The organism is Isoptericola cucumis (assembly GCF_014635665.1).
Taxonomy (GTDB): Bacteria; Actinomycetota; Actinomycetes; order Actinomycetales; family Cellulomonadaceae; genus Isoptericola; species Isoptericola cucumis.
Window position 1 is genome coordinate 70,032 of sequence record NZ_BMDG01000006.1, and the last position, 19,793, is coordinate 89,824.

Below are 19,793 nucleotides of genomic sequence, written 5' to 3' on the forward strand. Positions count from 1 at the left end.
GCCACCTTGGCACGCCGACGGGCGCGCCGTCGGGCGTCGTCCACAGGCCACCGAACGGCGCCGTGACCGCCGGGGACGGTGTGTCTCACCGCACAAACATGACGAATCCCCGGTACGGTCGTGCCGTGGCCCACGACACGATGGCGTCGGTGGAGGTCCGACGAAGCCGTCGACGGACCGCCACGGTGAGCGCCTACCGCGACGGCGATCGCACCGTCGTGGCCATCCCCGCGCGCTTCTCGCGCGCCCAGGAGCGCGAGTGGGTGGCCAAGATGGTCGCCCGGCTCGAGGACAAGGAACGCCGCCGGCGGCCCTCGGACTCCCAGCTGATGGAGCGCGCCCGCGAGCTGTCGGCCAAGTACCTGGACGGCAAGGCCCACCCGACCAGCGTGTCCTGGTCCCCCCACCAGGGCCGGCGCTGGGGGTCGTGCACCCTCGTGGACGGCTCGATCCGGATCTCGACCCGGGTGCAGGGCATGCCCGAGTGGGTGCTCGACTACGTGCTCCTGCACGAGCTCGCGCACCTGCTGCACGCCGGCCACGGCCCGGACTTCTGGCGCCTGCTCGAGGCGTATCCGCGCACCGAGCGTGCCCGCGGGTTCCTCGAGGGCGTCGCGTTCGTCCGCGACGACGCTGCCGGGAACCCGCCGCCGGCCGACGACGACTGAGCCGGCCGGCAGCGCGACCCGTCAGCCTGCGGGTGTGCCGCCCCCGCGGGGGCCGTCGTCGCCGTCCTCGGGCGCCTGCGGGTCGTCGTCAGGCGCTCCGGCCGCCGGCCCCTGCTCCTGTCCCTGCACTTGCTCCTGGTCCTCGTCGGATTCCGCCGCGTCGAAGATCTGCGCCAGCGCCGCGTCGACGTCGGACTGCTCCTGGGCCTGGGCGGCGCGCCGGGTGTGGTAGCCGGCGGGGTCGTCGAGGTCCGCGTCGTCGGGGAGCAGGTCGGGGTGCTGCCACACGGCGTCGCGCGCCTCGGGGCCGCCCTCGGCGAGGAGGTGGGCGAAGAGCGCGGTCGCCTCGCGGGACCGGCGCGGGCGCAGCTCGAGCCCGACGAGGGTGGCGAAGGTGTGCTCGGCGGGCCCGCCGGCGGCGCGCCGCCGGCGGATCATCTCGCGCAGCGGGTAGGTGTGCGGCAGGTGGGGGAGCGCCGCGGTTGCCGCGACCTCGGTGACCCACCCCTCGACCAGGGCGAGCGCCGTCTCGAGCCGCAGCAGCGTCGCCTCCTGCTCGGGGGTGTGCTGCAGGCCGAACACGCCACCGGTGAGGGCGCCGCGCAGGGCGTCCGGGTCGCTCATGTCGATGTCGCGCACCTGCTGCTCGAGCATGTCGATGTCGATGGTGATCCCGCGCGCGTACGACTCGACCAGGGCGTGCAGGTGGGCGGGCAGCCACGGCACGTGGGCGAACAGCCGTGCGTGCGCCGCCTCGCGCAGCGCGAGGAAGTGGCGGACCTCCTCCGGCGGGGCGTCGAGCCCCTCGGCGAAGGCGGCGACGTTGGTCGGCAGCAGGACGGTCGCGGGCCCGGTGAGCAGCGGGACGCCGACGTCGGTGGCGCCGAACACCTCCCGGGAGAGCGTCCCGGCGGCCTGCCCCACCTGCATGCCGAAGACGGCCGAGCCGAGCCGGCGCATCATCTCCGAGGGGTCGAGGCCGCTGCCGAGCGCCCCGACGGGCAGCCCGGGCACCGCGGGCATCCCGCTCCCCGACAGGTCCTCGGGGAGCTGGTCGCGCAGCACGGTGGCGAGGGCCTCGGCCACGGAGGTGGCCACCGGGGCCACGAGGCCGTGCCACGCGGGCAGCGTCGCCTCCACCCACTCCGACCGGCTCCACGCGTGCTTCGGGCCGCCGGCCGGCGGAAGGTCGGTGACGGCGTCGAGCCACAGCTCGGCCACGCCGAGCGCGTCGGTGGCGGCCTTCGCCTGACCGCCCGTCAGCGACGGGTCGCCCTCGGCCACCGCGACCTGGCGGGCGACGTCGTGCGCGACGTCGGCGTTCACCGGGCCGTCGCCGGAGGAGGAGAGCAGCCGCTGCACCTGGGCCAGCACCGCCTGCATGGTGGCGGGGTCGGGCGCGCCGGCGCCGGGCACCCCGGCGAGCGCGGCCGGGTCGATGCCCTGCGCGCGCATCTGGGCCAGCACCTCGTCGGTCCGGTCTCCGAAGAACCCCTCGAGCATGGAGCGCAGCATGCGCTCCCGCTCCTCGGCGCCCTCGGGGTCGTCGGGCAGGTTGCTCATGCGTGCTCCTCGGCTGGGATGTCGGACGCGGCTCGTTCACCGTAACCATCCACGACGCCCCGCGCTGCCGCCTGGTTCCGCCAGTTCGCTCTGGGCGCAGGAACCCCCGAGCCTCAGGGATGATGGGTCGGTGACGTTCGACCACGACATCCTGGCGCCCGACGACGCCGCGTCCCCCGAGCACCCGGCCGCGCCGGTCTCCGGCCGCAGCGTGACCCTGGGGATCTCGCTGCTCGTGACGGCGCTGCTGGCGGCCGTCCTGCTGGTGCTGCCCGCGCCGTACGCGATCCGCGCACCCGGCCCGACGCAGGACACGCTCGGCGTCCAGGGAGGCGAGGCCGCCGCCGAGGACGAGCCCGACGGGGAGAGCGTCACGGCCGTCCCGGTGGTGGCGGTCGACGGCGCGCCCACGTTCGACACGACGGGCCAGCTGCGCCTCACGACCATCTCAGCCTTCGGCGGGCCGGGCAGCGATGTCCTGCTGGGCGACGTCTTGCAGGCCTGGTACGCGCCGGAGCGATCGGTGCAGCCGGCGGAGCTGATCTTCGGCGAGGAGTCCACGTCCGAGGAGCAGGAGCGGATGCTGCAGGCGCAGATGGAGGGCTCGGAGGAGTCGGCCACGGTCGCGGCGCTCACCGCGCTGGGCTACGAGGTGCCCGCGACGCTCACGGTCATCGGCGCCGCCGAGGGGTCGGGCGCCGAGGGCGTGGTGGAGCCGGACGACGTCGTGCGCAGCATCGACGGTGAGCCCGTCGTCACGCACCAGGACCTGCTCGCCGGCCTGGACGAGGTGACGCCCGGCGACGACGTCGTGCTCGGTGTCGAGCGCGACGGCGCGGAGCAGGACCTCACCGTCACCACCGGTGACGGGGACGGGCGCGCGGCGCTCGGTATCTACCTCGACCCGCAGTACCGCTTCCCCGTGGACGTGACGATCCGGCCCGGCAACATCGGCGGGTCCAGCGCGGGCACGATGTTCGCGCTCGCGATCATCGACAAGATGACGAAGGAGGACGAGCTCGGCGGCGAGATCGTCGCCGGCACGGGCACGATGAGCGTCGACGGGCGGGTGGGCCCGATCGGCGGCATCCGGCAGAAGATGTTCGGCGCCCAGCGCGACGACGCGCGGTGGTTCCTCGCCCCGGCGAGCAACTGTGACGAGGTCGTCGGGCACGTGCCGGACGGCCTGCGCGTGGTCCGAGTCGCGACGCTGGACGACGCCCGGTCGGCGATCGAGGCGATCGGCGCCGGCGCCGCGGACGGGCTGCCGACCTGTTCCTGAGTCGTTGCTGAGCATCGCGTGAGCACGGCTCGACCGGGCTGTGACGGGGCCGTGCAGGTGCCGTTCGCCGATCGGGGAGGATGCGTGGGAACCTGGGGAGCAGCAGGGACGTTCTGCTAGGACGTCCGCCCGTCCCGAGCACGAATGAGGTGCCCGCACAGTGTCCTTCGCCGCTCCGCCACGCCGAGGTCCCGCCGGACCACCGGCCAAGCGCCGTCGCAGCCCCCTCGCGATCACGATCACGGTGCTCGCCGTGCTGGTGGTCGCCCTGCTGCTCCTCGCCCAGTTCTGGACCGAGGTGATGTGGTTCGACGCGCTCGGGTTCGCGAACGTCATCTGGACCGAGTGGGGCTCGCGCGCCGTCCTGTTCGTGCTGGGCTTCCTGATCATGGGTGCGGCGGTGTTCTCGTCGTTCGCCCTCGCCTACCGGTCGCGCCCCGTGTACGCGCCGTCGACCCCCGAGCAGGCCACGCTCGACCAGTACCGGGAGGCGATCGAGCCGCTCCGCAAGGTCGTGACGATCGCGGCCCCGGTGCTGGTGGCGTTCTTCGCCGGCGTCGCGGCGTCCGCGCAGTGGCGCACCGTGCTCCTCGCGTTCAACGGGTCGTCGTTCGGTTCGAAGGACCCCCAGTTCGGCATCGACCTGGGCTTCTTCGTCTTCACGCTGCCGGCCCTGCGGTTCGTGGTGAGCTTCCTCATGGCGGTCGTCGTGATCTCGGGCATCGCCGCCCTGGTGACGCACTACCTCTACGGGGGGCTGCGGCTGGGACCGGTCCCGGACGGGGCGCCCCGCACGACGAAGGCGGCGCGGGTGCACCTCGCGGTCCTCGCGGCCGTGCTCATGGTCGTGATCGCCGCCAACTACTGGCTGGACCGCTACTCCCTGCTGACGTCGTCGAACGCCAAGTACGACGGGGCGTCGTACTCGGACGTGCACGCCGTCATCCCGTCGAAGGAGATCCTCACGGGGGTCGCGGTGCTGGTGGCGGCGCTGTTCGTCGTCGCGGCCGTGCGCGGCTCGTGGCGGCTGCCGGCGATCGGCGTGGGCCTGATGGTGGTCTCCGCGATCGCCATCGGCGGCATCTACCCGGCCGTCGTGCAGCGCTTCCAGGTGAACCCGAACGCCCAGGTGCTCGAGGCCGAGTACATCCAGCGCAACATCGACGCCACCCTCGACGCCTTCAAGCTCGAGGACGTCGAGACGCAGCCGTACGACGCCACGACCGAGGCCGAGGCGGGCGCGCTGCGCGACGACGCCGAGACCACGGCGTCGGTGCGTCTCCTCGACCCGCAGGTGGTCAGCCCTTCGTTCCGGCAGCTGCAGCAGAACAAGCAGTACTACGACTTCCAGAGCAACCTCGCCGTCGACCGCTACGACATCGACGGCGAGTCGCGCGACACGGTCATCGCGGTGCGCGAGCTCAACCTCGACGGCCTCGGTGACAACCAGCGCAACTGGGTCAACGACCACACCGTGTTCACGCACGGCTACGGCGTCGTCGCGGCGTACGGCAACCAGCCGGGTCCGGACGGGCAGCCGGCGTTCTACGAGGGCGGCATCCCCACCCAGGGTGCGCTGACCGACAAGGGCTACGAGCCGCGCATCTACTTCAGCCCGAACACCACGGAGTACTCGATCGTCGGCGCCCCCGACGACGCCGAGCCGTGGGAGCTCGACTACCAGGCGGACGACGAGCAGGGCGGCGGGCAGGTCAACACGACCTTCCCGACGGAGGAGCACGCCGCGGGCCCGGACATCGGCTCGTTCGGCGCGAAGCTGCTGTACGCCCTGAAGTTCGGGTCGGAGCAGATCCTCTTCTCCGACCGGGTCACGAGCGAGTCCCAGATCCTCTACGACCGCGACCCGCAGACGCGGGTGCAGAAGGTCGCCCCGTGGCTGACGGTCGACAACCGCACGTACCCGGCGGTGGTGGACGGCAAGGTCAAGTGGATCGTCGACGCGTACACCACGTCGGACGCGTACCCGTACTCGTCGTCCATGCCGATGGACGAGGCGACCACGGACTCGCTGACCCTGGCCGCCCAGGGCGTGCCGGTCGAGACCCCGCCGGAGGTCAACTACATCCGCAACTCGGTGAAGGCGACGGTCGACGCGTACGACGGGACCGTCACGCTGTACGCCTGGGAGCCGGACGACCCGATGCTGAAGGCGTGGTCGAACGTCTTCCCGACCTCGGTGAAGCCGATGTCGGAGATGTCCGGCGAGCTGATGAGCCACGTGCGCTACCCCGAGGACATGTTCAAGGTGCAGCGCTCGCTCCTCACGCAGTACCACGTCGAGGACGCCGGGCAGTTCTTCTCCGGCCAGGACTTCTGGGCGAACCCGGAGGACCCGACGGTCGGCGGCGAGAGCCCCAAGCCGCTGCAGCCGCCGTACTACATGACGCTGCAGATGCCGGGGGCCGAGGACTCGTCGTTCTCGCTCACGAGCACGTTCATCCCGGGCGGCAATACCGACCGCGAGATCCTCACGGGGTATCTCGCGGCCGACGGGGACGCCGGCACGACGGCGGGGGAGAAGGCCGAGAGCTACGGGAAGCTGAGCATGCTCGAGCTGCCCCGTGACTCGACGGTGCCCGGACCGGGTCAGGTGCAGAACAACTTCGACTCGAACCCGACGATCTCCGAGCAGCTCAACATCCTCGAGCGCGGGTCGTCGAGCGTGGTCCGAGGCAACCAGCTCACGTTGCCGGTGGGTGGTGGCCTGCTGTACGTGCAGCCGGTGTACATCCAGTCGTCGGAGGGGACACCGTTCCCGCTGCTGCGCCGCGTGCTCGTGGCGTTCGGTGACCAGACGGGATATGCGCCGACGCTCGACGAGGCGCTCGACCAGGTGTTCGGCGGCGACTCCGGGGCCACCGCGGGCGACGCCCAGGGCGGGGTCGACACCGAGGTCCCGACGGCTCCCGTCGACGGGGAGGACCCGACTGCCCCGGAGCCCACGGACGAGCCCGAGCCCACCGAAGAGCCCGAGCCGACGGAGAGCGCCCCGTCGGGCGACGCCCAGGCGCAGCTCGACGCGGCGCTGCAGAACGCCAACCAGGCGATGCAGGACGCCGACGCCGCTCTCGCCGACGGCGACTTCGCGGCCTATGGCGAGGCGCAGGACCGCCTGCAGAAGGCGCTCGAGGCGGCGATCGCCGCGGAGGGCGAGCTGGGCGGCAACTGACGCACGGCAGCCCGAGGGCCGTCACCCGATCCGGGTGGCGGCCCTCGGCCGTTCCGGGGTGTTCGAGGACGCCGTCGACGGCCCTGGGGGGCGGGTGTGACCTCCGTCCCACTGGCCCGGACCGATTTGCTTCGCCAGGACGTACGCCGTAATGTTCTGGGAGTCGACGCGGGGTGGAGCAGCTCGGTAGCTCGCTGGGCTCATAACCCAGAGGTCGCAGGTTCAAATCCTGCCCCCGCTACCACGGAAGGGCCCGACCGGAGAGATCCGGTCGGGCCCTTCGTCATTCCCGGGGTCTGGACCCCGATCGTGGTGCTCTGGCCCCACGGGGCACACGACCATGCGCACGACTCTGGCCACCCCGACGCGCTGCCCGCAGACGGTCTCGACCCGGGGTGGCTCGGGCACCCGGCATGATGCCGTAGAGTTCGTAGTGCCGACGCGGGGTGGAGCAGCTCGGTAGCTCGCTGGGCTCATAACCCAGAGGTCGCAGGTTCAAATCCTGCCCCCGCTACCACGGAAGGGCCCGACCGGAGAGATCCGGTCGGGCCCTTCGTCATTTCCGGGGTTCCCTCGCCCCGATCACGGCGGGACCGCTCCCGAGATGCGATCAGAGCCGGATCGTGGCCACGCTGGAGACAGCCGCCGCGCCGCGGCGGCCGGTCGACAGAGCCGACGAGGAAGGAGCCTCCCGTGCCCCGACGAGACGCCGGTCCGAGCGTGAAGGACAAGAAGCTCTACGAGGAGCTCCGGGACGAGGGCAACAGCAAGGAGAAGTCCGCCCGCATCGCGAACGCGGCCGCCGCCCGCGGCCGGGGGAAGGTCGGGTCGAAGGGTGGCGAGTCGGGGTCCTACGAGGACTGGACCGTCGACAAGCTGAAGAAGCGCGCGGCCGAGATCGGCATCGAGGGCCGGTCGCGCATGCGCAAGTCCGAGCTGGTCGACGCGCTGCGGTCGCACTGACCGGTGGCGGGCGGACGGGCCCGACCCGCGGCGAGAGAGAAGGAGCACGACCATGAGAGCCACGGTGGGCGACCGGATCGTGGTGGCGTCCGGTGTCGTGGGCGGCGCGGTGCGTGACGGCGTCGTCGTGGGCTGCGAGCATGCCGACGGCTCGCCGCCGTACCGGGTGCGCTGGTCGGACACGGGGGAGGAGTCGCTGGTGTTCCCCGGCCCGGACACCCTGGTGCGTCACGACGACGAGGGCCAGGCCGCCGAGGCGACCCGGGGGCGGTCGGTGACCTGGCAGGTCCAGCTGACGCTGGTCGAGGCGTCGGGCAGCACGACGGCGGAGGCGACCCTGGTGGCGGGGCCGGCTGGCCGCGACGACGACGACGTGGGTGCGCTGCGCGCCGTCGGGCACGCCCGCAAGGACCCGGGCGACGCGGAGGTGCCGCTCATCGGCGACGAGGTGGCCGCGGGCCGGGCGCTGCGCCGGCTGGCGGACACGCTGCTCGGGCAGGCGGAGCACGACATCTCCGCCCAGACGGGTCACCGGGCGCACGTGCACACGTGACGGGTCGTCACGCGCCCGGCCGTCACGCGCCCGGCCGTCACGCGCCCGGCCGTCACCCGCGCGGGCCCGGGTGCCTGCCCGGCGCCAGCCGGGCGCGGCGCCGGCGCAGGTGCTCCCGCTCCGCCCCGTTGTCGCACAGCGCGATCGCGGCGTCGTAGGCGTCCGCCGCGCGTGCGTCGTCGCCCGCGCGCACGAGGAGCTCGGCCCGCACGGCCGGGAGCCGGTGGCCGGGCAGGGCGACCTGGTCGAGGGCGGCGAGACCCGCGGCCGGGCCGTGGACCTCGGCGACCGCGACGGCACGGTTGAGCCGCACCACCGGCGTGTCCGTGAGGGCGAGCAGCTCGTCGTAGCGGGCGAGGATGCGCCCCCAGGCGGTGTCGGCGGCCGTCGGCGCCACGGCGTGCTCCGCGGCGACGAGGGCCTGGACCAGGAACGGCGTCGCGGGGGCGTGCGCCAGGGGCGTCAGCAGGTCGAGCGCCTCGCCGATCTCGTCCCGGTGCCACAGGGACCGGTCCTGGTCGGGCAGGAGGACGAGCGCGCCGTCCCGCACGCGTGCGTCGCGGCGCGAGTGCTGCAGGAGCTCGAGGGCGAGCAGGGCGTCCAGGTCGGCGCGGTCGACCGACGCCGGGATCACGTCCCGGAGCACGCGGACCAGCCGGATCGCCTCGCCGGCGAGCGTCGCCCGCACCGCATGGTCGCCGGACGACGGCGCGTAGCCCGCGGTGAACGCGAGGTACGAGACGTCGGCGACGACCGCGACGCGGGCCGCGAGCTCCTCCCCTCGGGGAAGCGCGAACGTCTCGCCGGCCAGCTTCTTGCGCGCCCGGGTGAGGCGGGCCGCCATCGTCGGCGTCTGCTGCAGGAACAGGCGCGCCACGTCCGCCGTCGGGATGCCGAGCACGAGCCGGAGCGAGAGGGCCGCGGCGGCCTCGCGCGACAGCCGGGGGTGCGCGCACAGCAGCACCAGCCGCAGCCGCTCGTCCGTCAGCGGCTCGCCGGCGTCGGCCATGACCCGCTGGGCGCGCTCGGCGAGGTCCGCCTCGACGACGAGCAGGGGCATGGACCGCGCGAGGACCTGCTCCGAGCGGAGCCGGTCGAGGACGCGGCGTCGGGCGGCCGTGAGCAGCCACGCGGGGCCGTTGGCCGGCACGCCGTCGCGCGGCCACCTGCGGGCGGCGGCCTCGAACGCGTCGGCGAGGCCGTCCTCCGCCAGGTCGAGACGCCGGTAGCGCGCGACGAGCAGGGCCAGCAGCCGGCCCCACTCGTCGCGCATGAGGCCCTCGAGGGCCTTCACAGGCGTCCTTCCGTCACGGCCCTACTCCACGACGGCGGGACGGAGCTCGACCGTGATCTGGTCCGGCAGCAGCCGCGCGAGCTCGACAGCCGTGCCCAGGTCGGGCAGGTCGACCAGGTAGAAGCCGCCGAGCTGCTCCGCGGCCTCGGCGAAGGGGCCGTCCGTGACGGTCCGGTCCGGCCCCGGGCCGAGCGTCCGGGCCTGGGCGTGGTGCGCGAGGCCCTCGCCGGCGACGACGGACCCGCGCTCCGCGACGGCGTCGGCGAACCGTGTCAGGCCGGCGAAGAACTCGTCGCGTTCGGTCCTTTCCATGGCATCCCAGCGCTCGTAGTGGTCCGGCTGGGTGAGCAGCACCGTGATCCTCATGAGGCACCCCCGGCGTGCTCGACGACCGCGCGGACCTCGACCGTCCCGGCGTCGCCGTCACCGAGGTGGCCGACGAGGATCGCGGAGACCTGCAGGAGGTCGTCGAGGTCGTCGGACTCGACCAGGTAGAACCCGGTGAGCTGCTCCGTCGTCTCGGCGTACAGGCCGTCGGTGACGACGACGCGCCCCGCGGCGTCACGCGTCACCTGCTTGGCGTCCCGGGACTGCTCCAGCTCCGCCCCGCCCGTGACGCGGTGCCCGCGCTCGGCGAGCACGCGGGCGAACTCTCCGTGCTTCGCGTAGACCGCGGCCCGTTCTTCGGCGCTCGCGTGCTCCCAGGCGTCCTCGACGCCTGGCAGCAGTACGACGTAGGTGGTCATGACCCTCGTCCTTCCTGTCGGTGGATCCGTCACCTCGATGACGGGCCGGGGCACCGGAAATCGACAACGACGTCCGACGGGACCTGTGACCAGCACCATGCCCCATCCGGCCCCGGTCGGCATAGGCTCGACGACGTCGTGTCCCGCTCCCGGAAGGCCTCACCCGTGCGCCCCTCTCGTCCCGCCTTCGCGGTCGCCCTCGTCTCCGCCGCGGCCCTCGCCCTGGCCGCCTGCTCGACGCCCGACGGTGACGCCGGGTCGCCCTCGGCGGACGCCGCCGCGGACTGCACCCCCGAGGGGCTGCAGACCCTGACGGAGGGCACGCTGACCGTCGGGGCCAGCGACCCGTTCGAGCCCTGGTACATCGGCGAGCCGACCAGCGGCGAGGGTTTCGAGTCGGCCCTCGTGTACGCGGTCGCCGACGAGCTGGGCTTCGCGAAGGACGACGTCGAGTGGACGTCGGTGACCTTCGAGCAGATCGTCAGCCCCGCGGTGAAGCCGTTCGACCTCGCGGCCTACCAGACGACGATCACCGAGGAGCGGCGCAGCGCGGTCGACTTCTCCAGCCCGTACCTCACGAGCCGGCAGGGCGTCATCGTGGCCGACGAGGGGAAGTTCTCCGGCGCGAAGGACCTCGCCGACCTCGAGGGCGCGAAGATCGGCGTGACCGCCTCCCAGACGTCCCTCGACGCCGCCGAGGAGGCCTGGGGCGACGCCGTCGAGGTCACGCCCTTCAACGCGGCCGGCGACGGCATGACGGCGCTCAGCTCCGGCACGATCGACGCGATGGTCATGGACGTCGACCAGGGCGTGGCCGCCTCGACCGTGTACTTCCCGGACACGCACGTGGTCGGGACCCTGCCGCCGGTCGGCGAGCCGGAGCAGCTCGGGCTCGTCCTGGACAAGGGCTCGGCGCTCACCGAGTGCGTCTCCCAGGCCGTCGACACCCTCGACGAGAACGGCACCCTGGAGGAGCTGCGTGCGCAGTGGCTGAAGTCCGACGACATCCCCGAGCTGTCCTGACGCGGCGGTGCCTGCGGATGACGACCGGTGACGGGCTGAGGCGCGCATGACCGCCGGTGCCGACCCCTGGGTGCCGTCCCCGCGGGCGGCCGCCCGCGACGCGTTCCGGCGTGCCCAGCGGCGCCGCGCCGTGCTCGTCGCCAGCGTGGCGACCGTGGTCGTGGTCGCCGCCGTGGTGTACGTCGTGACGACGGCGCCGGGCTGGGAGCGGGCGCGGGAGGCGTTCTTCTCGCCCGAGCGGGCGTGGGAGGTGCTGCCCGAGGTCGCGGAAGGCCTGTGGCTGAACCTGCGGGTCTGGGTGGTGGCGGGCGTCGTCGGCCTCGTCGTGGGGATGCTGCTCGCCGTCGTGCGGACGTCCCGCATCCCGGCGCTGTTCCCGCTGCGGGTGTTCGCCGTCGTCTACGTGGACGTCTTCCGTGGCGTACCGCTGCTGCTGGTGCTGCTCCTGGTGGGCTTCGGCCTCCCGGCGCTGCGGCTGCCGTGGCTGCCCGTCGAGGCGGCGTTCCTCGGCGGCCTGTCGATCGTGCTGTGCTACACCGCCTACCTCGCGGAGATCTTCCGCGCGGGCATCGAGTCCGTGCACCCGTCGCAGGTCGCGGCGGCACGCTCGCTCGGCCTCACGCGCGCGCAGGCCGCGTGGCGCGTCGTGCTGCCGCAGGCCGTGCGGAACGTGACGGCGCCGGTCGCGAGCATGCTGGTGTCGCTGCAGAAGGACTCCGGCCTCATCTCGATCCTCGGTGCCGTGGACGCGATCCGGGCCGCCCAGATCGCCACCACCGGCGACTACAACTTCACGCCGTACGTCGTGGCGGGTGTCCTGTTCCTGCTCGTCTCGATCCCGCTGACCCGCCTCGTCGACGCCTGGTCGGCACGGCAGGGCTGGCGCGGCGAGCTGCGTGGCGTGAGCGGCGCGGGGGTCGTCCGATGAGCGCGGGCGCGCCGGGCGGCGCCGAGCCGCTGCTGTCGCTGCGCGACGTGCGCAAGTCGTTCGGCGCCGGCGCGGACCGCAAGGTCGTGCTCGACGGCGTCGACCTCGACGTCACCGCCGGGTCGTGCGTCGTCGTGGTCGGGTCGTCCGGCTCGGGGAAGTCCACCCTGCTGCGGGTCGTCGACCTGCTCGAGGAGGTCGACGACGGCCAGGTCCTGCTCGACGGCGAGGACGTCGCCGACCCCTGGGTGGACGCCGACGCGGTACGCGCCCGCCTCGCGATGGTGTTCCAGCAGTACAACCTCTTCCCGCACCTGCGCGTGCTCGACAACGTCACCCTCGCTCCGCGCGTCGTGCACGGGATGCGGCGCAAGGACGCCGAGGAGGCGGGGACGGCGATGCTGGAGCGCGTCGGCCTCGCCGACAAGGCCCGCGCCTACCCCGACCAGCTCTCCGGCGGCCAGCAGCAGCGTGCGGCCATCGCCCGGGCGCTCGTCAGCGGGCCCGAGCTGCTCCTGCTCGACGAGGTGACGTCGGCCCTCGACCCCGAGCTCGTGGGCGAGGTGCTCGACCTGCTGCTGTCGCTGCGGACCGAGGGCGTCGCGGGGCGTCCGACGACGATGCTCGTGGCCACTCACGAGATGGCCTTCGCGCGCGACGTCGCCGACGAGGTCGTCTTCCTGCACGCCGGCCGCGTGCACGAGCGCGGCACGCCCGCCCAGGTCCTCGGTGACCCGCAGCATGACCGGACGCGCGAGTTCCTGCGCCGCCTGCGCTGAGTGCCGCGGCCGTCTCTCCAGCGTCCGCGACCGTGCGGCGGCACGGAACAGAGCTCAGGCGGAGGTGTCGGGCGCCGTCGCACCGGCACGGTCGACCAGCACGGCGAGCTGCTCGCGCGAGGTGAGGCCGAGCTTCGCCATCGCGCGCCCGAGGTGCGCCTTGACGGTGGACGCGGAGCAGTAGGTGCGAACGCCGATCTCCGGGTTGGACAGGCCGTGCGGCAGGTACGAGGCGAGCTCGAGCTCGCGGTCGGTGAGGCCGGCCAGCGCGGCTCGTGCCTCGTCCTGCCGCGAGCCGAGGCGACGGCTGCCGCTCAGGTGCCGGATGACGGCGCCGGCGGCGCCGTGGTCCAGCGCGCCTGCGCCGTCGGCGACCTGACGGACGTGTCGGGCGATGTGCTCGGGGTCGTCGTCCTTGCTCAGGAAGCCCTGCGCACCGGCGTCGAGGGCCTCGACGACCGTCTCGTCCGTGCCGAACGACGTCAGCGCGATCACCGCGGGCGGTGCGGACGTGCCCCGGAGCGTGCGGATGGCGTCGAGGCCGCTGGTGCGGCGCATGTGCAGGTCCATGAGGACGACGTCCGGCCGACGTTCCGCGACGGCGCGGGGGACCTCGTCACCGTCGGTCGCCTCGCCCACCACGTCGATGCCCTGGGCGGTCAGCACCGTCGTCAGGAGCCGCCGCACCATCGGGTCGTCGTCGACGAGCAGGACGCGGGTCACACCGTCGGAGCCTAGCCTCGAGCGACCTCGCCCGCGGCCGGGGCGTCCCACGGGAGCGAGGCGGCGACGCCGAACCGCCCGTCCGCGGCACCGGCGTCGAGCCGTCCGCCGACCGCCTCGGCACGCTCACGCATCCCCAGGATGCCGGACCCGGTGCCCAGGACCACGCGCTCCTGCGAGGAACGCGCGTCCGGGAGAGGGTTGCTCACGCGGATGCTCACGCCGTGCACCGGCGCGGCACGCACCGCGACGTCGACGGGCTGGCCGGGAGCGTGCTTGAGGGCGTTCGTCACCGCCTCCTGGACGATGCGGAACGTCGCCCGGGTGATCGGCGGGGGAGCCTGGTCCGCCCCGGACACGAACACCGTGCTGGTGAGGCGTGCGCCGTCGTGGCGGAGCTGCTCGAGCAGCGGGGCGAGGTCGTCGAGACTCGTCCCGGGGAGCACGACACCGTCCTGGTCGCCCGATCGGAGCGTGGCCAGGAGCGTGCGCAGCTCGGCGATCGCCTGCTGCGCGGAGGCGCGCACCTCTCGCGCCGTCCCGCTCACCTCGGAGTCGTCGGTGCGCATCACCTCCAGGGCCGAGGCCTGCAGCGAGATCGCGGCGATATGGTGCGCCACCGTGTCGTGCACCTCCCGGGCGATGAGCTCGCGCTCCTCCTGGCGCGTCATCTGGTCGCGCAGGACGGCGGTCACTGACGCCTGCGCCTCCTGCTGCTCTCGTGCCCGGGCAGCCGTGGCGCGCGAGCGGCGCGCCAGGCCCACGGCGAGCGACGCGGCCAGCAGCGCGACCCCGATCACCACGAACGCGCTGGCTCCGGGGTGCTGGATCACCATGACGGCGTCGGACCCGGGGCGGGACGTCACCGCACCGGACGGCTGGTCGACGACGGCGAACACCATGTCGCCGGGGTCACGGAGTGCGTCGCGCGCCAGGGCAGCCCCCGTGGCGGCGCCGGTGAGGACCGTGCAGGCCGCTGACGTGCGTACCGACGCCGTCGCCACCACCCAGGGGAGGGTGAGCAGCGCGGCGGACGAGTCGATCGGCAGCAGGATCGACGCGGCCGACGCGACTACGCAGAGCGCGACCGCGTGCCGGCGACGCAGCACCAGTGCCCCGGCAAGCGTCAGGCCGACGAGCGTGGCGAGGACGTACAGCCCGGTGTTCGGTGTGCCGTCCTGCTCCGCCGCCGTGGCGGCGAACGACACGGCGACCATCGCGCTGCATGCCGACACGGCGACTGCACCGACGGTCCCGGCCCGCGACAACCACCGTCGCACGGAGCCGCCGACCTTCACCGAAGGGCCGGTCGTTGCTCGGGCTGACATGAGAGCGACCCTACGGCGAGGCATGCGTCGTCGCGTCGCCCAACGGGCCAGTGCATGGAGGCCGGAGATACCCGATCGGGCGGGGAGGTCTGCCCGTTCGGCCGATGTCCGCTGGGCGTCGGCTGGACGAACCTGGAGCCAGACCGAGCGCGGGACCCCGCACCGGAGCCGTCGCACCTCCCGTGCCGATGGCATGACCTCAGAGGAGCAGCGATGACCGACCAGTTCCCGCCCCCCACCCCGCCGACCGGACCCGTGACGCCGGAGCCCGCCAGCAAGGCCGACCTCAAGCGCCAGGCGCGAGAGGCCAAGGCCGTCGCGAAGGCGAACAGAAACTGGTTCGCGCGGCACAAGGTGCTGACCGGCGTCGGTGCCGTCGCGGCCATCGGCATCGTAGGCTCCGCGATGGGCGGAGGCGGCGAAGAGCCGCCGGCACCCGCCGCGGTGGCGGACACGACGACGACCGATGCGGCTGCCAAGGCCGAGCCGGAGAAGACTGCGGCCATCGGGGACGCCGTGCGCGACGGCAAGTTCGAGTTCACCGTCACCGACGTCGAGGACGGCGTGGAGAGCGTCGGGGACGAGTACCTGAGCGAGACCGCCCAGGGTCAGTACGTCCTCGTTCACGTGACCGTCGAGAACATCGGCGACGAGAGCCAGATGTTCTACTCCGGGAACCAGTACGCCTACGACGGCAAGGACCGGGAGTACTCCGCCGATGACGAGGCCGGTATCTACCTCGATGACTCGGAGGCGTTCCTCAATGACATCAACCCTGGCAACAAGGTCGAGGGTGTCGTCGTCTTCGACGTGCCGGAGAAGTCGGGGCTCACCTCGATCGAGCTGCACGACTCGGCCTTCTCTGACGGGGTCACGGTCGACCTGAAGTAGAGCACTGACACGTCGAGTCCGGGCCGCGCCTTCGTCGTGGCCCGGTCTCGACGTCTTCGGATTCGGGATCGTGCTGAGCGCCGTCGACGACGCTGGCTACGCTGAGGCGCCCGGCGTCGCCGTCGTGCCGGGCCGCTTCCGACGACGACGGCGAGTGCGGAGGTTCAGGCATGCAGGGCACGACGATCGGGTTCGTGGGGCTGGGGCCGATGGGAGCGCCGATGGCCCGGAACCTGCTGGGGGCGGGCTTCGACGTCGCGCTGTGGAACCGGACGGCGTCGAAGGCCCAGGCGGTCGCCGGCGACCATCCTCGCGCGACGGTCGCGACGACGCCGGCCGAAGCGGCGCGGCCGGTCGTCGTCGCGATGCTCCCGGACCTGCCGCAGGTGCGCGACGTCGTCGAGCGCGCCGACGGGCTGCGTGCGGGGTGGCGGGCAGCAGGGGTCGACGACCCGCTGCTGGTGGTCATGTCGACGGTGAGCCCGGTCGCGGTGCGGGAGTGGGCGCGCGATCTCGCGGCCGACGGCGTCCGGCTCGTGGACGCCCCGGTGAGCGGAGGCGTCGAGGGTGCCGCCGCGGGGACGTTGAGCATCATGGCCGGCGGGGCGGACGCGGACGTCGCGCTGCTGGGACCGGTCTTCGACGCGCTGGGCCGCACGGTGCGACACCTCGGCCCGGTGGGTGCGGGTTCCCTGACGAAGACGTGCAACCAGGTCGTCGTGGGCGGCACGCTCAACGCGCTGGCGGAGGCCGTGGCGATCGCCGAGGCCGGTGGGCTCGACCTCGAGGCGGTGCTCGACGTCCTCGGCGGCGGGCTGGCCGCGTCGCAGCTGCTCACGGACAAGGCACGCCGCTACCTGACGGGCGACTTCACGCACGGTGCCGCGTGCCGCACGCAGCTCAAGGACCTGGAGTTCGGCATCGCGGCTGGCCGGGAACTCGGCGTCGCCACCGGGGCGACCGAGGTGGCGCGCGACCGCTACCAGCAGATGGTGGACCGGGGCGACGCCGAGCTCGACCACAGCGCCGTGGTCCGCGTCGTCGTCTGACCGCGGGTGTCGCCGACCGGACACGCGATCGCCCGCCCGCGTATCAGCCCAGCCCCGGGCACCTCTGTCGTTCATGGGGAGGAAGACCATGAAGCGACTCGTGCTCTGCTGTGACGGCACCTGGAGCCATGCGGTGAACCCGCAGGTCTCCAACATCGTGAAGCTCGCCCGGTCGATGCCGATCGGCACGACCCGCGGCGCGGACGGCGAGGACGTCGTCCAGCTGGTCCAGTACGTCGGGGGAGTGGGGGCACACGGGTACCTGCTGGACCGGCTCTTCGGGGGCGCGTTCGGCTACGGACTGACCCGCAACGTGATGGACGGCTACCGCTTCCTGGCCATGGCGTACGAGCCGGGCGACGAGATCGTCGTGCTCGGCTACTCCCGCGGGGCGTACACGGCCCGCAGCATCGTCGGCATGCTCTCGCAGGTCGGGCTGCTCGAGCCGGACGCCGTCGACGCCGGCCTGCTCTGCGAGGCGGAGCGGGTCTACCGGCTGCAGCCCCCGTCGCCGCGTCGGCTGGCGCGCGCGGCCCGCGTGGCGCGGACCGCCCGCCCCGGGTCGTGGCGGCACCGTCGCGCAGAGCGCGTGCTGGCCCGGGTGCGCGAGGTCGCGCAGGAGAAGACCACGTTCCACGACGAGCACGGTCGCACCGTCCCGGTCGACCTGCTCGGCGTCTTCGACACGGTGGGTGCGCTCGGGGTCCCCGGCCCGTCACGACGCAAGAGCCGCTTCCACGACGTCTCCCTCTCGCCGATCGTGCGCAGGGCTCGGCAGGCGCTCGCGATCGACGAGCGGCGCATCACGTTCGCCCCGTGCCTGTGGAGCGTCCCCGAGGACGACCCGCCCGGTCGGGTGGCGCAGGTGTGGTTCCCGGGGACGCACGGCGACGTGGGGGGCGGCGGGGCCCGCTGCGGCCTGTCGGACCTGGCGCTGCAGTGGATGGCGGACGAGCTGCGCGACGCCGGCGTGGCGATCGACCCGCACCGGCTGTCCCGGCAGCTCTCGCCGCGCGCCCCGCTGGTGCTCGAGCAGGCCCCGCCGTGGCCGTTCCGGGCCCTGAACGCGGTGAAGCGGCTCATGCCCCGCTACGGGATCGTGGACGGCCGACTGGTCTTCCGGCAGGGGCTGCGCGTGCTGGCGCTGCCGTCGCCGACCGGGGCCTGGCGGGACGGCGTGCGCCTCGCCGACACGGTGCTGCGGTACGTGCTGCGCGACGCCTACGGCACGCTCGCCCCCAACCTCGGCTGGTGGATGGCCGAGGCCGGGGGCGTGGAGCGTGTGCCCGTCGAGCCGATCGCGGCGGCGCGGGCCGACCTGCGTCCGCTGGTCGCGGGCGACCGTGAGGTCAGCGCACCGGAGCGTAGTCCTCGAGCGCTGACGGCGGGTCGGTGAGGTCGGGGTCCTTCGCCAGGTAGGCGTGGGTCTCGCGGGCGATGAGCCCCGACAGCAGGAGCAGGCCGATGAGGTTCGGCAGCGCCATGAGCCCGTTGAGGACGTCGGCCACGCCCCAGACCAGCTCGAGCTCCCAGACCGCGCCGACGAGGCACACCAGGGTGAAGATCGCCCGGTAGGGGAGAGAGACCTTGATGCCGAAGAGCGACGTGGCGCAGCGCTCGCCGTAGTACGCCCAGCCGATCACGGTGGACAGGGCGAAGAAGACGACGGCGATGGTCACCACGGCGCCGCCGATCTGGGCGAGCGGGCCGGAGGACATGGCCTCGGCGGTCATCGCGGCGCCCTCCTTGCCAGACGTCCACGCGCCGGAGGTGATGATGACGAGGCCCGTGAACGACACGACGATGATGGTGTCGATGAACGTCTGGGTCATCGACACGAGCCCCTGGCGCACCGGGTGCACGCTCTTGGCCGCCGCCGCGACGATCGCGGCCGAACCGAGCCCGGACTCGTTGGAGAACAGGCCGCGCGCGACGCCGAACTGCAGCGCCATCGCCACGGTCGAGCCCACGAACCCGCCCGTCGCGGCGGTGCCGGTGAACGCGTCGGTGAAGATGAGCGCGAAGGCGTCGGGGATGGCGGTGACGTTGGCCCCCAGGACGACGAGGCCCGCGAGCACGTAGAACAGGATCATCGTGGGCACGAACGATGCGGTGACGTTGCCGATCCGCTTGATGCCGCCGATCAGCACCACGCCGACGAACACCACGATCACGATGCCGGAGGCCAGCGGCGGAATGCCGAAGGTGTCGTCCATCGACTGCGCGATGGTGTTGGTCTGGGTCATGTTGCCGATGCCGAACGCGGCCAGGGCGGCGAAGATCGCGAACGCGACGGCGAGGACCTTGCCGAACGGCCCCTTGATCCCGCGCTTGAGGTACTCCTGCGGCCCGCCGCGCTGCTCGCCGTTCTCGTCGACGACGCGGAACTTCGACCCGAGGAAGGACTCGGAGTACTTCGAGGCCATGCCCACGAGGCCGGTGACCCACATCCAGAACAGGGCGCCCGGGCCACCGAGGCCGATCGCCGTCGCGACACCCGCGATGTTGCCGACGCCGACGGTGGCGGCGAGCGCCGTGGTGAGCGCCTGGTAGTGCGAGATGTCGCCGGGCGCGTCGCCGGCCTCCTTGCGCTTGAGCAGGCCAAGACGCAGGGCCGCGCCGAGCTTGCGGAACTGCAGCCCGTGGAGGCGGATGGTCAGGAACAGGCCGGTGCCCAGCAGCAGGGGGATGAGGAGGAACGGCCCCCAGACGAAGGAGCTGGCGGCGGCGACAGCGTCGGCGAAGGAATCCACGCAGCGCACCGTACATCGGTGACTCAGGACACATGCAAGCGCAACCACGTCGCGGCCCGT

18 protein-coding genes and 2 tRNA genes are annotated in these 19,793 nt (G+C 73.1%); 13 read left to right on the top strand and 7 right to left on the bottom strand.

What is annotated here, in order from left to right; translation table 11 throughout:
- Positions 1-98 precede the first annotated feature (98 nt).
- Positions 99-668 carry a M48 metallopeptidase family protein gene (locus tag IEW03_RS10055; protein WP_188523555.1) on the top strand — a complete coding sequence of 190 codons (570 nt, stop codon included), beginning with the start codon at positions 99-101 and terminating at the stop codon, positions 666-668.
- A 21-nt stretch (positions 669-689) separates the two neighbouring features.
- Here IEW03_RS10055 and IEW03_RS10060 read toward each other — a convergent pair whose 3' ends face one another.
- Positions 690-2,231 (bottom strand): zinc-dependent metalloprotease, encoded by a 1,542-nt coding sequence (locus IEW03_RS10060; protein ID WP_188523556.1) that lies wholly within the window; start codon positions 2,229-2,231, stop codon positions 690-692.
- Positions 2,232-2,361: 130 nt separating this feature from the next.
- Between IEW03_RS10060 and IEW03_RS10065 the strand changes: the two genes are divergently transcribed.
- The 6 genes from IEW03_RS10065 (at position 2,362) to IEW03_RS10090 (ending at position 8,219) form a co-directional block, all read left to right on the top strand.
- A complete protein-coding gene (locus tag IEW03_RS10065) occupies positions 2,362-3,513 on the top strand; it encodes a YlbL family protein (RefSeq protein ID WP_229737899.1) in 1,152 nt (383 codons plus the stop codon).
- A 160-nt stretch (positions 3,514-3,673) separates the two neighbouring features.
- Positions 3,674-6,703 carry a UPF0182 family membrane protein gene (locus IEW03_RS10070; protein ID WP_188523558.1) on the top strand — a complete coding sequence of 1,010 codons (3,030 nt, stop codon included), beginning with the start codon at positions 3,674-3,676 and terminating at the stop codon, positions 6,701-6,703.
- 167 nt (positions 6,704-6,870) lie between these two features.
- Positions 6,871-6,947: transfer RNA gene (locus IEW03_RS10075), tRNA-Met, on the top strand.
- Between the two features lie 196 nt (positions 6,948-7,143).
- Positions 7,144-7,220 (top strand) — tRNA-Met (locus IEW03_RS10080).
- A gap of 176 nt (positions 7,221-7,396) precedes the next feature.
- A complete protein-coding gene (locus IEW03_RS10085; protein ID WP_188523559.1) occupies positions 7,397-7,666 on the top strand; it encodes a DUF7218 family protein in 270 nt (89 codons plus the stop codon).
- A gap of 52 nt (positions 7,667-7,718) precedes the next feature.
- Positions 7,719-8,219, top strand: a complete 501-nt coding sequence (locus IEW03_RS10090) for a dsRBD fold-containing protein (RefSeq protein ID WP_188523560.1) — start codon at positions 7,719-7,721, stop codon at positions 8,217-8,219.
- 52 nt (positions 8,220-8,271) lie between these two features.
- Here IEW03_RS10090 and IEW03_RS10095 read toward each other — a convergent pair whose 3' ends face one another.
- From IEW03_RS10095 to IEW03_RS10105, 3 genes are read right to left on the bottom strand one after another with little or no spacing between them, the layout of a single operon-like run.
- Positions 8,272-9,513 (bottom strand): RNA polymerase sigma factor, encoded by a 1,242-nt coding sequence (locus IEW03_RS10095; protein ID WP_229737900.1) that lies wholly within the window; start codon positions 9,511-9,513, stop codon positions 8,272-8,274.
- A 21-nt stretch (positions 9,514-9,534) separates the two neighbouring features.
- The gene (locus tag IEW03_RS10100; protein WP_188523561.1) at positions 9,535-9,879 is read right to left on the bottom strand and encodes a YciI family protein; all 345 of its coding nucleotides are present in this window, start codon (positions 9,877-9,879) and stop codon (positions 9,535-9,537) included.
- Positions 9,876-10,259 (bottom strand): YciI family protein, encoded by a 384-nt coding sequence (locus IEW03_RS10105; RefSeq protein WP_188523562.1) that lies wholly within the window; start codon positions 10,257-10,259, stop codon positions 9,876-9,878. The genes IEW03_RS10100 and IEW03_RS10105 overlap by 4 nt, the downstream gene beginning before the upstream one ends.
- 138 nt (positions 10,260-10,397) lie before the next feature.
- Between IEW03_RS10105 and IEW03_RS10110 the strand changes: the two genes are divergently transcribed.
- Genes IEW03_RS10110 through IEW03_RS10120 form a run of 3 tightly spaced genes read left to right on the top strand, consistent with a single transcriptional unit; the run spans position 10,398 to position 12,989 of the window.
- Entirely contained in the window at positions 10,398-11,282 is an 885-nt protein-coding gene (locus IEW03_RS10110) for an ABC transporter substrate-binding protein (RefSeq protein WP_188523563.1), read from the top strand.
- A 46-nt stretch (positions 11,283-11,328) separates the two neighbouring features.
- Complete coding sequence (locus tag IEW03_RS10115) at positions 11,329-12,210, top strand: amino acid ABC transporter permease (protein ID WP_188523564.1); 882 nt, start codon at positions 11,329-11,331, stop codon at positions 12,208-12,210.
- Positions 12,207-12,989 carry an amino acid ABC transporter ATP-binding protein gene (locus IEW03_RS10120; RefSeq protein ID WP_188523565.1) on the top strand — a complete coding sequence of 261 codons (783 nt, stop codon included), beginning with the start codon at positions 12,207-12,209 and terminating at the stop codon, positions 12,987-12,989. The genes IEW03_RS10115 and IEW03_RS10120 overlap by 4 nt, the downstream gene beginning before the upstream one ends.
- Before the next feature lie 54 nt (positions 12,990-13,043).
- On the opposite strand, the gene IEW03_RS10125 is transcribed toward IEW03_RS10120, so the two are convergent.
- Together IEW03_RS10125 and IEW03_RS10130 are read right to left on the bottom strand one after the other, a co-directional pair.
- Positions 13,044-13,712 carry a response regulator gene (locus IEW03_RS10125; protein ID WP_229737901.1) on the bottom strand — a complete coding sequence of 223 codons (669 nt, stop codon included), beginning with the start codon at positions 13,710-13,712 and terminating at the stop codon, positions 13,044-13,046.
- An 11-nt stretch (positions 13,713-13,723) separates the two neighbouring features.
- On the bottom strand, positions 13,724-15,040 hold the full coding sequence (locus IEW03_RS10130) for a sensor histidine kinase (RefSeq protein ID WP_188523566.1): 1,317 nt from the start codon (positions 15,038-15,040) through the stop codon (positions 13,724-13,726).
- A gap of 213 nt (positions 15,041-15,253) precedes the next feature.
- Here IEW03_RS10130 and IEW03_RS10135 point away from each other — a divergent pair, with 213 nt between their 5' ends.
- The 3 genes from IEW03_RS10135 to IEW03_RS20385 all read left to right on the top strand — a co-directional run bounded on the left by IEW03_RS10135 (position 15,254) and on the right by IEW03_RS20385 (position 18,376).
- A complete protein-coding gene (locus IEW03_RS10135) occupies positions 15,254-15,931 on the top strand; it encodes a DUF4352 domain-containing protein (RefSeq protein ID WP_188523567.1) in 678 nt (225 codons plus the stop codon).
- Positions 15,932-16,101: 170 nt separating this feature from the next.
- Complete coding sequence (locus tag IEW03_RS10140; protein ID WP_188523568.1) at positions 16,102-16,980, top strand: NAD(P)-dependent oxidoreductase; 879 nt, start codon at positions 16,102-16,104, stop codon at positions 16,978-16,980.
- A gap of 88 nt (positions 16,981-17,068) precedes the next feature.
- On the top strand, positions 17,069-18,376 hold the full coding sequence (locus IEW03_RS20385) for a T6SS phospholipase effector Tle1-like catalytic domain-containing protein (RefSeq protein ID WP_229737902.1): 1,308 nt from the start codon (positions 17,069-17,071) through the stop codon (positions 18,374-18,376).
- On the opposite strand, the gene IEW03_RS10150 is transcribed toward IEW03_RS20385, so the two are convergent.
- The gene (locus IEW03_RS10150; RefSeq protein WP_188523569.1) at positions 18,330-19,733 is read right to left on the bottom strand and encodes an alanine/glycine:cation symporter family protein; all 1,404 of its coding nucleotides are present in this window, start codon (positions 19,731-19,733) and stop codon (positions 18,330-18,332) included. The genes IEW03_RS20385 and IEW03_RS10150 overlap by 47 nt on opposite strands.
- Positions 19,734-19,793 lie beyond the last annotated feature (60 nt).

Excerpts from the sequence above, each read along its gene's own strand:
- IEW03_RS10055 (WP_188523555.1), top strand. The coding sequence starts at position 99 with ATGACGAATCCCCGGTACGGTCGTGCCGTGGCCCACGACACGATGGCG.
- IEW03_RS10060 (WP_188523556.1), bottom strand. The coding sequence starts at position 2,231 with ATGAGCAACCTGCCCGACGACCCCGAGGGCGCCGAGGAGCGGGAGCGC.
- IEW03_RS10090 (WP_188523560.1), top strand. The coding sequence starts at position 7,719 with ATGAGAGCCACGGTGGGCGACCGGATCGTGGTGGCGTCCGGTGTCGTG.
- IEW03_RS10100 (WP_188523561.1), bottom strand. The coding sequence starts at position 9,879 with ATGAGGATCACGGTGCTGCTCACCCAGCCGGACCACTACGAGCGCTGG.
- IEW03_RS10105 (WP_188523562.1), bottom strand. The coding sequence starts at position 10,259 with ATGACCACCTACGTCGTACTGCTGCCAGGCGTCGAGGACGCCTGGGAG.
- IEW03_RS10115 (WP_188523564.1), top strand. The coding sequence starts at position 11,329 with ATGACCGCCGGTGCCGACCCCTGGGTGCCGTCCCCGCGGGCGGCCGCC.
- IEW03_RS10120 (WP_188523565.1), top strand. The coding sequence starts at position 12,207 with ATGAGCGCGGGCGCGCCGGGCGGCGCCGAGCCGCTGCTGTCGCTGCGC.
- IEW03_RS10130 (WP_188523566.1), bottom strand. The coding sequence starts at position 15,040 with ATGTCAGCCCGAGCAACGACCGGCCCTTCGGTGAAGGTCGGCGGCTCC.
- IEW03_RS10135 (WP_188523567.1), top strand. The coding sequence starts at position 15,254 with ATGACCGACCAGTTCCCGCCCCCCACCCCGCCGACCGGACCCGTGACG.
- IEW03_RS10140 (WP_188523568.1), top strand. The coding sequence starts at position 16,102 with ATGCAGGGCACGACGATCGGGTTCGTGGGGCTGGGGCCGATGGGAGCG.
- IEW03_RS20385 (WP_229737902.1), top strand. The coding sequence starts at position 17,069 with ATGAAGCGACTCGTGCTCTGCTGTGACGGCACCTGGAGCCATGCGGTG.